The organism is Pseudomonas fitomaticsae (assembly GCF_021018765.1).
Lineage (GTDB): Bacteria > Pseudomonadota > Gammaproteobacteria > Pseudomonadales > Pseudomonadaceae > Aquipseudomonas > Aquipseudomonas fitomaticsae.
Genome location: NZ_CP075567.1, coordinates 201977 through 214027 on the forward strand (window position 1 = coordinate 201977; position 12051 = coordinate 214027).

11 protein-coding genes are annotated in these 12051 nt (G+C 57.8%); 2 read left to right on the forward strand and 9 right to left on the reverse strand.

Features of this window, described 5'->3' with window-relative positions; translation table 11 throughout:
• Nucleotides 1-90: 90 nt before the first annotated feature.
• The 9 genes from KJY40_RS00925 to rpmH form a co-directional block, all read right to left on the reverse strand.
• A complete protein-coding gene (locus KJY40_RS00925; RefSeq protein WP_085686130.1) occupies nucleotides 91-963 on the reverse strand; it encodes a ParB/RepB/Spo0J family partition protein in 873 nt (290 codons plus the stop codon).
• Between the two features lie 9 nt (nucleotides 964-972).
• A complete protein-coding gene (locus tag KJY40_RS00930; RefSeq protein WP_007954142.1) occupies nucleotides 973-1770 on the reverse strand; it encodes a ParA family protein in 798 nt (265 codons plus the stop codon).
• A gap of 18 nt (nucleotides 1771-1788) precedes the next feature.
• Complete coding sequence (gene rsmG, locus KJY40_RS00935) at nucleotides 1789-2433, reverse strand: 16S rRNA (guanine(527)-N(7))-methyltransferase RsmG (RefSeq protein ID WP_007911906.1); 645 nt, start codon at nucleotides 2431-2433, stop codon at nucleotides 1789-1791.
• On the reverse strand, nucleotides 2430-4328 hold the full coding sequence (gene mnmG, locus KJY40_RS00940) for a tRNA uridine-5-carboxymethylaminomethyl(34) synthesis enzyme MnmG (protein WP_230734427.1): 1899 nt from the start codon (nucleotides 4326-4328) through the stop codon (nucleotides 2430-2432). The genes rsmG and mnmG overlap by 4 nt, the downstream gene beginning before the upstream one ends.
• A 552-nt stretch (nucleotides 4329-4880) precedes the next feature.
• Nucleotides 4881-6251, reverse strand: a complete 1371-nt coding sequence (gene mnmE / locus KJY40_RS00945) for a tRNA uridine-5-carboxymethylaminomethyl(34) synthesis GTPase MnmE (protein ID WP_230734429.1) — start codon at nucleotides 6249-6251, stop codon at nucleotides 4881-4883.
• Between the two features lie 81 nt (nucleotides 6252-6332).
• Complete coding sequence (yidC, locus tag KJY40_RS00950; RefSeq protein WP_230734431.1) at nucleotides 6333-8015, reverse strand: membrane protein insertase YidC; 1683 nt, start codon at nucleotides 8013-8015, stop codon at nucleotides 6333-6335.
• A gap of 2 nt (nucleotides 8016-8017) precedes the next feature.
• Entirely contained in the window at nucleotides 8018-8263 is a 246-nt protein-coding gene (gene yidD, locus KJY40_RS00955) for a membrane protein insertion efficiency factor YidD (protein ID WP_010465488.1), read from the reverse strand.
• The gene (rnpA, locus tag KJY40_RS00960; RefSeq protein WP_218191430.1) at nucleotides 8256-8657 is read right to left on the reverse strand and encodes a ribonuclease P protein component; all 402 of its coding nucleotides are present in this window, start codon (nucleotides 8655-8657) and stop codon (nucleotides 8256-8258) included. Before rnpA ends, yidD begins: the two co-directional genes overlap by 8 nt.
• A 16-nt stretch (nucleotides 8658-8673) precedes the next feature.
• On the reverse strand, nucleotides 8674-8808 hold the full coding sequence (rpmH, locus tag KJY40_RS00965; RefSeq protein ID WP_003213577.1) for a 50S ribosomal protein L34: 135 nt from the start codon (nucleotides 8806-8808) through the stop codon (nucleotides 8674-8676).
• A gap of 568 nt (nucleotides 8809-9376) precedes the next feature.
• On the opposite strand from rpmH, the gene dnaA reads away from it, so the two are divergent.
• Together dnaA and dnaN are read left to right on the forward strand one after the other, a co-directional pair.
• Nucleotides 9377-10900, forward strand: a complete 1524-nt coding sequence (gene dnaA, locus KJY40_RS00970; RefSeq protein ID WP_230734433.1) for a chromosomal replication initiator protein DnaA — start codon at nucleotides 9377-9379, stop codon at nucleotides 10898-10900.
• A gap of 39 nt (nucleotides 10901-10939) precedes the next feature.
• Nucleotides 10940-12043, forward strand: coding sequence for a DNA polymerase III subunit beta (dnaN, locus tag KJY40_RS00975; RefSeq protein ID WP_230734435.1), 1104 nt, complete (start codon nucleotides 10940-10942; stop codon nucleotides 12041-12043).
• Nucleotides 12044-12051: the final 8 nt, after the last annotated feature.

A 12051-nucleotide genomic window follows, 5' to 3' on the forward strand; every position in this document is an offset into this window, starting at 1 on the left:
GACAAAATGCGCGCAGAGTATAGGGGCGGTTCTGCCCCTATTCAACTGTCAGGTAGTGATTTCCGACTGCGCGCTACAAGAGCAATTGTTTCAGCGGATGTGTGCGAGCACACCTTGAAGCTCGTCGAGGGAGTTGTAACCGATCACCAACTGGCCTTTGCCCTTCTTGCCGTGGCGGATCTGCACCGCAGAGCCTAGGCGCTCGGCCAGACGCTGTTCGAGCCGGGCGATATCCGGATCGGGTTTGGCAGGCTCGACCGGCTCCGGTTTGCCACTCAACCACTGTCGAACCAGTGCCTCGGTTTGGCGCACGGTGAGGCCGCGTGCGACAACATGTCGCGCCCCTTCCACCTGCTGATTGTCCGGCAGACCGAGCAATGCACGGGCATGACCCATCTCCAGGTCGCCGTGGGACAGCATGGTCTTGATGACTTCCGGCAGCGCAATCAGGCGCAACAGGTTGGCCACGGTGACGCGGGACTTACCCACAGCCTCGGCGACCTGTTGCTGGGTGAGCTGGAATTCCTGCTGCAAGCGCTGCAGAGCCACCGCTTCTTCGATCGGGTTCAGGTCTTCGCGCTGGATGTTCTCGATCAGCGCAATGGCAATCGCGGTTTCATCCGGCACGTCGCGGACCATCGCAGGAATGGTTTCCTGGCCGGCCTGCTGGCTGGCACGCCAGCGACGTTCGCCGGCGATGATTTCAAAACGACCACCACCAATCGGTCGAACCACAATCGGCTGCATCACGCCCTGGGCCTTGATCGACTGCGCCAGCTCTTCCAGCGCCTGCGGATCCATGTCCCGGCGTGGCTGATACTTGCCGCGCTGCAGCAGGTCCAGCGGCAGGTGCTGTAACTCACGGCTGTCAGCCTGCGCGGCTTGTTCTTCCAGCGCGCTGACAGTCGGACCGCTCAGCAGTGCATCCAGTCCTCGTCCGAGACCTCGTTTCTTGACGGCCATGGGGATTCCTTAAGTTGGCTGGGCAGCGGCGATGCGTGAATTTTTGCGCTGACGGCGAACCATCTCGCCCGCCAGGGCCAGATAGGCCAGCGCGCCACGCGATTGCTTGTCGTAGGCCAGCGCCGGCATGCCGTAGCTCGGGGCTTCGGCGAGGCGGATGTTGCGCGGGATGACGGTGTCGTACAACTGATCGCCGAAGTGTTCCTTGAGCTGGGCCGATACATCGTTCATCAGGCTCAGGCGCGGGTCGTACATGGTCCGCAGCAAGCCTTCGACTTTCAGGTTCGGGTTCAGCAGTTCGGCGATGCGCTTGATGTTATCCACAAGGTCGCTCAGACCTTCGAGCGCAAAGTACTCGCACTGCATGGGGATAATGACCCCGTCAGCGGCGACCAGTGCGTTCAGTGTGAGCATCGACAGCGACGGCGGGCAGTCGATCAGGATGTAATCGTAGTTTTCCCGGATCGGCGCCAGCGCGCTGCGCAGACGGCTTTCCTTCATCTGCATTTCCAGCAGCACCACTTCGGCCGCCGTCAGGTCGCGGTTGGCCGGCAGCAGTTGATAACCGCCGTGTTCCGAGTAGTGCATGGCCTGGGCCAGATCGCATTCGCCGATCAGCAGGTCGTAGACCGAGTTTTCCAGGCCATGTTTATCCACACCGCTACCCATGGTGGCGTTGCCCTGTGGATCGAGATCGATCAACAGCACCCGGCGCTTGGTCGCGACCAGGGATGCTGCGAGGTTGATGCAGGTGGTGGTCTTGCCCACACCACCCTTCTGGTTCGCTATCGCGAATACCTTAGCCATTCTTGCTTGTGTTCCCAATCATGCCGTGCGGCGCAGTATCAGCAGATGGCGTTGGCCTTGGCAACCGGGTACGGCCAGGGCGTGTTCGCTATCGAGTTTGAAGTCTGCCGGCAATGCTACCAGCTCATCGGCCGGATGGACGCCCTTCATTGCCAGCCAGCGCGTATCGGCGTCGCCGAGGTGGCGAGTCCAGTTGGTGAAGTTCTCCATGCTGCTGAACGCCCGGGAAATGATCCCGTTGAACGGCTGTGCTGGCTGGAACGCTTCGACGCGACTGTGGATAACTTGCAGGTTATCCAGTTTGAGTTCGAGTTTGACCTGGGTCAGGAAGCGGGTTTTCTTGCCGTTGCTGTCCAGGCAGGTCACTTGCGAGTCCGGATACAGGATCGCCAGAGGGATCCCCGGCATGCCACCACCGCTGCCGACATCCAGCCAGCGGCCGTTTTCGATGAACGACATCACGCTGAGACTATCGAGCAGGTGACGGGAAACCATTTCGTCCGGATCGCGAACGGCAGTCAGGTTGTAGGCCTGGTTCCATTTGATCAACAGGGCCAGGTAACCCAGCAGCAATTCGTGCTGGGTTTCAGTGAGATTGACACCGAGCTCGCGGGCTCCTGTGGATAACTCTTCGGCGTGTTGCGAAGTGACCTTAGAACTCAAGCGCTTTGCTCCAACTGACGGCCCGCGCCGCGTTTTTTCAAATGAATCATCAACAGCGAAATCGCTGCCGGGGTCACACCGGGGATCCGCGAAGCCTGGCCCAGCGTCTCGGGACGCGTGGCACCCAGCTTGCTCTGGATCTCCTTGGAGAGACCGGAAATGTTGGTGTAATCGATATCCACAGGCAGTTTCGTGTCTTCACTGGCGCGCAGACGGGCGATTTCGTCCTGCTGGCGATCGATGTAACCGGCGTATTTGGTCTTGATCTCGACCTGTTCGGCGACCTGTGGATCTTCGGCGCCCTGCCCGGTCACTTCGACCAGACCAGCGTAGTCGATTTCCGGACGGCTCAAGAGATTGAGCAGGTTGTATTCGTGAGTCAGCGGCGTGCCGAATTTCTCGGCAATCGCATCGCCCTGCGGAGTACCCGGGCGAACCCAGGTGCTTTTCAGGCGCTGCTCTTCGAGTTCGATGCTTTCGCGTTTCTTGCAGAACGCCGCCCAGCGCGCGTCATCGACCAGACCCAGCTCGCGACCTTTTTCGGTCAGACGCAGGTCGGCGTTGTCCTCACGCAGGATCAGGCGGTACTCGGCACGGGAAGTGAACATGCGGTACGGCTCTTGAGTACCGAGGGTGATCAGATCGTCGACCAATACCCCGATGTACGCTTCATCGCGACGCGGGCACCAGGCTTCTTTGCCTTTCGCACGCAGTGCAGCGTTCGCGCCAGCTAGCAGACCCTGGGCGCCGGCTTCTTCGTAACCGGTGGTGCCGTTGATCTGGCCGGCGAAGAACAGACCACCGATGACTTTGGTTTCCAGGCTGTACTTCAGGTCGCGCGGATCGAAGTAGTCGTACTCGATCGCATAACCCGGACGCACGATGTGCGCGTTTTCCATGCCGCGAATCGATTGCACGATCTGCAATTGCACGTCGAACGGCAGGCTTGTGGATATCCCGTTCGGATACAGCTCATGGGTGGTCAGGCCTTCCGGCTCGATGAACACCTGATGGCTTTCCTTGTCGGCAAAGCGGTGGATCTTGTCTTCGATCGACGGGCAATAACGCGGGCCGATGCCTTCGATCTCGCCTGCAGCGGAATACATCGGCGAACGGTCGAGGTTCGCGGCGATGATTTCGTGAGTACGGGCGTTGGTGTGGGTAATCCAGCAACTGACTTGCCGTGGATGTTGTTCCTTGTTGCCCATGAACGACATCACCGGGATCGGCGTATCACCTGGTTGCTCGGTCATGACCGAGAAATCCACAGACTTGCCGTCGATACGCGGTGGCGTACCGGTTTTCAGGCGACCGACACGCAGCGGCAGTTCACGCAGACGATGTGCCAGGGCGATCGACGGCGGATCACCGGCGCGACCGCCAGAAAAATTTTGCAAACCGATGTGGATAAGTCCGCCCAGGAACGTACCGGTGGTCAACACCACGGAATCCGCGAAGAAACGCAGACCCATTTGCGTGACAACACCACGTACTTGCTCCTGCTCGACGATCAGGTCGTCAGCGGCTTGTTGAAATATCCACAGGTTCGGCTGGTTTTCCAGAATTTCGCGGACAGCGGCCTTGTACAAAATCCGGTCGGCTTGCGCACGGGTTGCGCGTACGGCCGGGCCTTTACGGCTGTTCAACACGCGAAACTGGATGCCACCCAGATCGGTAGCGATAGCCATCGCGCCACCGAGGGCATCGATTTCCTTGACCAGATGGCTTTTGCCAATGCCGCCGATGGCCGGGTTGCAACTCATGGCACCGAGGGTTTCCACGTTGTGCGTCAGCAGAAGGGTTTTTGCACCCATGCGTGCTGAGGCCAGTGCTGCCTCGGTACCGGCATGACCGCCGCCGATGACGATCACTTCAAAACGGGAAGGGAAATCCACCACGCACCTCGTGCCTGCTTAAGTAGGTAATTCAGGAATAGTTTGAGATCAGGTTTCTGGACCTGGTCGGCAAGTATAGGGACTTCGCCCTTCCTAAAGAACCCTTTGCACAAAATTTAACCAGCTGTGGAGAACTCGCGGTTAAAAGAATAAAAAAGAGAGAAATTTATAAAACCTTTGTTTTAAAGCTTATTCTTACTGCCCATGATTTCTGTGGATAGATTTCTACAGGCCTTTATTTTCAATGTGTACAGAGATTCAAAACCCTGTGGCCATGTCACCATGAGGCCCTTGGATAACCGGTGTAAGCCTGTGGATGAATGAGGTTGTTATCCACAGAGGCAGTTATGTTCAGTTTTCAGGCCCTGTTATCAACTGCCCTCAGCGGCAGTTATTCACAGGGCTTAATCCACAGAAATCGGATGAACGAAGGAATCGCGGTCACGGAAAATCCGCTCAGGATCAGGAATCTGTCCGGCACTGGAAGAGGGAAATACGAGAAAGGGGGGACAGACAGGTCGCGAACGGACCTGTCTGTGGACAACGGAAGGATTATTTACCGATGCAGAAGCTGGAAAAGATCCGGCCCAGCAGATCATCGGAGCTGAAGGCGCCGGTGATTTCTCCAAGGGACTGCTGGGCCTGACGCAGGTCTTCGGCCAGCAGCTCGCCAGCACCCGCCAAGGTCAGTTGGGCACGTCCGTGCTCCAGGGCATCACTGGCATGACGCAGGGCTTCCAGATGCCGGCGGCGTGCGCTGAAGCTGCTTTCCGACGTTTGTTCGTAACCCATGCAGGCCTTGAGGTGATCACGCAGCAGATCCAGGCCCTCACCGGCGGATTTGGCGCTCAGACTGATCGTTACATGGCCATCGTCACTGACTTCCAGGGCAATGGATTCGCCGGTGAGATCTGCTTTGTTACGGATCAACGTGACCTTCGCCGGATCTGGCCGAGTTTCAAGGAACTCCGGCCACAGGGCGAACGGATCGGCGGCCTCAGGCGCCGTGGCATCAACAACCAGCAGCACTCGATCAGCTTCGCCGATGGCTTTCAACGCTCGTTCAACGCCAATCTTTTCCACATGGTCGTCGGTGTCGCGCAGGCCGGCAGTGTCCACGACATGCAGTGGCATGCCGTCGATGTGGATATGTTCACGCAGGATATCCCGAGTCGTGCCGGCGATTTCGGTCACGATCGCGGCTTCACGACCGGCCAGTGCGTTCAGCAGGCTGGATTTGCCGGCATTCGGACGACCGGCAATCACCACGGTCATGCCGTCACGTAGCAACGCACCCTGCCCGGCTTCGCGCAGTACGGTGGATAACTCGTTGCGAACCTTGTCGAGCATGCCCAGGACGTGGCCGTCGGCGAGGAAGTCGATTTCTTCTTCCGGGAAGTCGATAGCCGCTTCGACATAGATCCGCAGGCCGATCAGCTGTTCGGTGAGGTTATGCACACGCTGGGAAAATGCACCCTGCAATGAACGCAGGGCGTTGCGCGCGGCCTGTGCTGAACTGGCTTCGATCAGGTCGGCGATGGCTTCGGCCTGCGCAAGGTCGAGTTTGTCATTGAGGAACGCTCTTTCGCTGAACTCACCGGGACGGGCCAGGCGGCAACCCAGTTCCAGACAACGTTTGAGCAGCATGTCCAGAACGATCGGGCCGCCGTGGCCCTGCAGTTCCAGCACGTCTTCACCGGTGAACGAGTTAGGTCCGGGGAAATACAGCGCCAGACCTTCATCCAGCACCTGTTGATCGTCACTGAAGAACGGGCCGTAGTGGGCAAACCGTGGTTTAAGCTCCCGGCCGCTGATGGCTTTGGCCGCAATGCTCGCCAGCGGCCCGGAAATTCGAACGATGCCCACGCCGCCACGGCCTTGGGCGGTAGCGACGGCTGCGATGGTTTCACGAGGTGCGCTCATAAACCGGTATCCAGACAAAAATGGCAGATAGCAAAACGCCCCACTAGGGGGCGTTTTGAGTGGTGTTATCCACAGAGTAAGTTACGCCTCGGCTTTTTTCGTCGCCGCTTCGATCTTACGCGTGATGTACCACTGTTGGGCAATCGACAGGCAGTTGTTCACAACCCAGTACAGCACCAGACCCGCCGGGAACCACAGGAAGAAGAAGGTGAAGATGATCGGCATCATTTTCATCACCTTGGCCTGCATCGGATCCGGAGGTGTAGGGTTCAGACGCTGCTGGATGAACATGGTCGCGCCCATGATGATCGGCAGGATGAAGAACGGATCCTTGATCGACAGGTCGGTAATCCACAGCATGAACGGCGCCTGGCGCATTTCCACGCTTTCCAGCAGAACCCAGTACAGGGAAAGGAAAACCGGCATCTGCACCAGGATCGGCAAGCAGCCGCCCAGCGGATTGATCTTCTCTTTCTTGTACAGCTCCATCATGGCTTGCGACATTTTCTGCCGGTCATCGCCATGTTGCTCTTTCAGTGCAGCCAGTTTCGGAGCCACGGCGCGCATGCGGGCCATCGACTTGTAGCTGGCGGCCGACAGAGGGAAGAAGATCCCTTTGATCAGCATGGTCAGGAAGATGATCGACCAGCCCCAGTTGCCGACGATGCTGTGGATATGTTGCAGCAACCAGAAGATTGGCTGGGCAATGAACCACAGAATGCCGTAGTCGACGGTCAGTTCCAGACCTGGGGACAACTCTTTCAGCACAGCCTGGCTTTTCGGACCGGCGTACAGAACAGCGCTGGTTTCGACCTTCGCACCCGGTGCAGCGGTCAACGAAGGACCGGTGTAACCAATAATGTAGTTGCCTTTGCTGTCTTTACGGGTCTGGACGATGTTGTTTTCGCCCTTCGGAGCAACCCATGCAGTCACGAAGTAGTGTTGCAGCCAGGCTACCCAGCCACCGGTGACGGTTTCCTTGAGCTGACCTTTGTCCATGTCCTTCATGGACACTTTCTTGTACGGCTCGGAACTTGTCCACAGGGCGGCGCCCAGGTAAGTCGCGGTACCGGTTGCAGTGGTCGACGAAGGATCGGCGCTGGCATCGCGTTTCAGCTGGGCGAACATCGAACCGGACCAAGGCTGAGCGCTCTGGTTGTCGATCAGATAGGTCACGGTCACGTCATACAGGCCACGTTTCAAGGTGAAACGCTTGATGTAATTGACGCCGTCCTTGCTGAACTTCAGGTCGACGACCAGTTGGTCCTGCCCGTCAGCCAGTTGATAAGTCTTCTTCTCCGAGGAGTAGATCGGACGACCGGCCGGGTTTGCATCCGGACCGTTGGTGCCAATCAGACCGCTCTGTGCCAGATAAGTACGTTCACCACCGTTGTCGAACAGCTGGAACGGAACGTCCGGACGATCCTGACGACGTGGATACAGCGGCAAGGTCAGCTGGGCAACATCGCCACCTTGTGGATCGATCGCGAGATCGAGCACGTCGGTCTTGATCTGAATCAGATCCTTGCTGACGGCGACCGGTGTTTCGGCAGGTGCGCTGGTATCGCTTGCGGCGCTCGGAATATCGTCACTGGCGGCAGCATTATTGCCAGTGGCGGTGTCCGGCAAAACGGATGTAGTCGTACTGGAAGCAACATTCTGAGTCGGCAGGGCAGCCTGGCCATAGTCCTGGTTCCATTTAAGGACCATGACGTAGGACACGATTGCCAGGGCGACGATCAGGATCGTGCGTTTGATATCCATGATTACTCGGCCATCGAAGAAGAACGGGAGGTAGGGATAGGTGGAACCGGGTCATAACCACCGGGATTCCACGGATGACAGCGACCTAAACGACGAAAGGTCAGCCAGCCACCGCGCAGAAGGCCATGATTTTCGATGGCTTCATACGCGTAGCAAGAACAACTGGGGTAGAAACGACAGTGACTGGCCATCAGGGGACTAATGGCGTAGCGATAAAACTGGATCGGAACGAGTGCCAGTTTACGCATCTGGACTGTCTACCCCTACAGTTTCGGTTTTGACTGCTGATACCGGCTTGTTGCGTGCCAGACGTTTCCAGAGTTTGCCGAAATGCTGAATCAATTCGGGGTTTTCTACGTCACCCAAACCTTTGCGCGCGACGATAACGATGTCCCAGCCGACCAGTGAATCCTGGTGCAGGCGAAACGATTCGCGCATTAGACGTTTGAGGCGATTGCGCTCGACGGAGAGCTTGACGCTCTTTTTCCCGATAACCAGCCCGAGACGGGGGTGATCAAGATCGTTGTTGCGCGCAAGGAGCAGGAGATTTTTCCCCGGAACCTTGCCGGTAGGGGAGTCAAAGACTGCCTTGAAATGCCGGGGAGTAAGCAGACGCTTTTCCCGACTGAAGTCCTGACTCACCTCCAGTGCCGGATTATCAAACTGCCAGACGTGCGCGGCCTTTGGCGCGACGACGCGACAGTACGGCACGACCGTTCTTGGTAGCCATGCGAGCACGGAAACCGTGGGTACGAGCGCGTTTGATAGTGCTTGGTTGGAAAGTACGTTTCATGTCGTGTTACCTGGTTCGTCCACAACGGGCCGGAATGGCCCCCGTTTTAAGAGACCGGGGATTCTAGAGAAAGCAAGCCAATAGGTCAATTTCCAACCAACGTTTCCTTATAAATAGATCTTTGGAGCTGCCAGCACCTGATTACCTGGTTTGCCAAAGATAAAAATAAAGAAGGGAATTATTTAAAGCTTTTCTGTAAAGCTTGTAAAAGCTAGGCACCCCCTTCTCTGTGGATAACTTGCTCAAGGTCTTGTTTCAAGCGGTGTACAGAGAATGACAACTACAGTGGAAAACCGTGTTCAGCCTGTGCTGCGCTGTCGGATAACCTGTGTGTGGAATAGGTGGTTATCCACAGGCTGGTTATCCACCGACTTTCACCCCCAGTTGTCCAGTGTGCTCAGATGGAGTTATCCACAGAGCTTATATGCACGCCGTCGGTCGGCTTTTTCCCGTTTAACGCATTGATAAATCATGTCCACCGGGCAACCTGCATGTGGATAAGTGGACGACTGGCCGCTACAATGGCCGCTTGTTTTTGCCTCACCGGCTTTCAACTTAGGGGATATCCGTGTCAGTGGAACTTTGGCAGCAGTGCGTGGAGCTTTTGCGCGAAGAGCTGCCTGCCCAACAATTCAACACCTGGATCCGTCCACTACAGGTCGAAGCCGAAGGCGACGAGTTGCGCGTCTATGCACCGAACCGTTTTGTTCTGGACTGGGTCAACGAAAAGTACCTGGGGCGCGTCCTTGAACTGCTGGATGAGCATGGCAACGGTCTCGCACCGTCGCTTTCCTTATTAATAGGTAGCAAACGCAGTTCGGCCCCGCGTGCCGCCCCGAATGCGCCGTTGGCTGCTGCGCAAGTGTCCCAGGCTCAGGCCAACGCAGTGCAGGCCAGCGCGCCAGCGCCAGCCCCGACGCCTTCACCGACCAAGCGTTCGCCGCAGAAAACCGAAGAAATCAGTGAAGAGCCGTCCCGCGACAGCTTCGATCCGATGGCCGGCGCTGCCTCGCAACAGGCACCGGTTCGCGCCGAACAGCGCACCGTGCAGGTCGAAGGCGCGCTCAAGCACACCAGCTACCTGAACCGCACCTTCACCTTCGAGAACTTCGTCGAAGGTAAATCCAACCAGCTCGCCCGCGCGGCGGCCTGGCAAGTGGCAGACAACCCGAAGCACGGCTACAACCCGCTCTTCCTTTATGGCGGCGTAGGTCTGGGTAAGACGCACTTGATGCACGCGGTGGGTAACCATCTATTAAAGAAGAACCCGAATGCCAAGGTCGTGTACCTGCATTCCGAGCGTTTCGTGGCCGACATGGTCAAGGCGCTGCAACTGAACGCGATCAACGAGTTCAAGCGTTTCTACCGTTCGGTGGACGCCCTGCTGATCGATGACATTCAGTTCTTCGCCCGTAAGGAACGTTCCCAGGAAGAGTTTTTCCACACCTTCAACGCCCTGCTTGAAGGTGGCCAGCAGGTCATTCTCACCAGTGACCGCTACCCGAAAGAAATCGAAGGCCTTGAAGAGCGCCTCAAATCCCGCTTCGGCTGGGGCCTGACCGTTGCCGTCGAGCCGCCGGAGCTGGAAACCCGCGTCGCGATCTTGATGAAGAAGGCCGACCAGGCCAAAGTCGAGTTGCCACACGATGCGGCGTTCTTCATTGCCCAGCGCATTCGCTCCAACGTCCGTGAGCTGGAAGGCGCGCTGAAACGCGTGATCGCCCACTCGCACTTCATGGGCCGCGACATCACCATCGAGTTGATTCGCGAATCCCTGAAAGACCTGTTGGCGTTGCAGGACAAACTGGTCTCTGTGGATAACATTCAGCGCACCGTCGCCGAGTACTACAAGATCAAGATCTCCGACTTGCTGTCCAAACGCCGCTCGCGTTCGGTCGCTCGTCCGCGTCAGGTGGCGATGGCATTGTCCAAGGAACTGACCAACCACAGCCTGCCGGAAATCGGCGATGTGTTTGGCGGTCGCGACCACACGACGGTGTTGCACGCCTGCCGCAAGATCAACGAACTTAAGGAATCCGACGCGGACATCCGCGAGGACTACAAGAACCTGCTGCGTACACTGACCACTTGATGAACACCAGCGCAGCTTATTAAGGCAAGGGACTAGACCATGCATTTCACCATTCAACGCGAAGCCCTGTTGAAACCCCTGCAACTGGTCGCAGGCGTCGTCGAGCGCCGACAGACCTTGCCGGTACTGTCCAACGTGCTGCTGGTTGTCGATGGCCAGCAACTGTCGCTGACCGGTACCGACCTGGAAGTCGAACTGGTCGGTCGCGTGCAACTCGAGGAGCCGGCTGAAACAGGTTCCATCACCGTGCCGGCGCGCAAGCTGATGGACATCTGCAAGAGCCTGCCCAACGATGCGCTGATCGACATCAAGGTCGACGAGCAGAAGCTGGTGGTGAAAGCCGGCCGTAGCCGCTTCACCCTGTCGACTTTGCCGGCCAACGACTTCCCGACTGTGGAAGAAGGCCCGGGTTCGCTGACCTCCAGCCTGGAACAGAGCAAGCTGCGTCGCCTGATCGAACGCACCAGTTTCGCCATGGCCCAACAGGACGTGCGTTACTACCTCAACGGCATGTTGCTGGAAGTCTCGACCGGTGTGATCCGTGCCGTCGCTACCGACGGTCACCGTCTGGCGATGTGCTCGATGCAGGCCGACATCGGTCAGCAGGAACGCCACCAGGTGATCGTGCCGCGTAAAGGCATTCTCGAACTGGCGCGTCTGCTCACCGAGCCGGACGGTAACGTCAGCATCGTTCTGGGCCAGCACCACATCCGTGCGACCACTGGCGAATTCACCTTCACCTCGAAACTGGTCGACGGCAAGTTCCCGGACTACGAGCGCGTTCTGCCGAAGGGTGGCGACAAGCTGGTGCTGGGCGACCGTCAGGCATTGCGCGAAGCGTTCAGCCGTACCGCGATCCTGTCCAACGAGAAATACCGCGGTATCCGTCTGCAACTGGCCAGCGGTCAGTTGAAGATCCAGGCCAACAACCCGGAGCAGGAAGAGGCGGAAGAAGAAGTAGGCGTGGAATACAACGGCGGCTCCCTGGAAATCGGCTTCAACGTCAGCTATCTGCTCGACGTGCTGGGCGTGATGACCACCGAGCAGGTTCGTCTGATCCTGTCCGACTCCAACAGCAGTGCGCTGGTGCAAGAGTCCGACAATGACGATTCGGCTTACGTTGTCATGCCGATGCGTCTGTAATCAGCTGA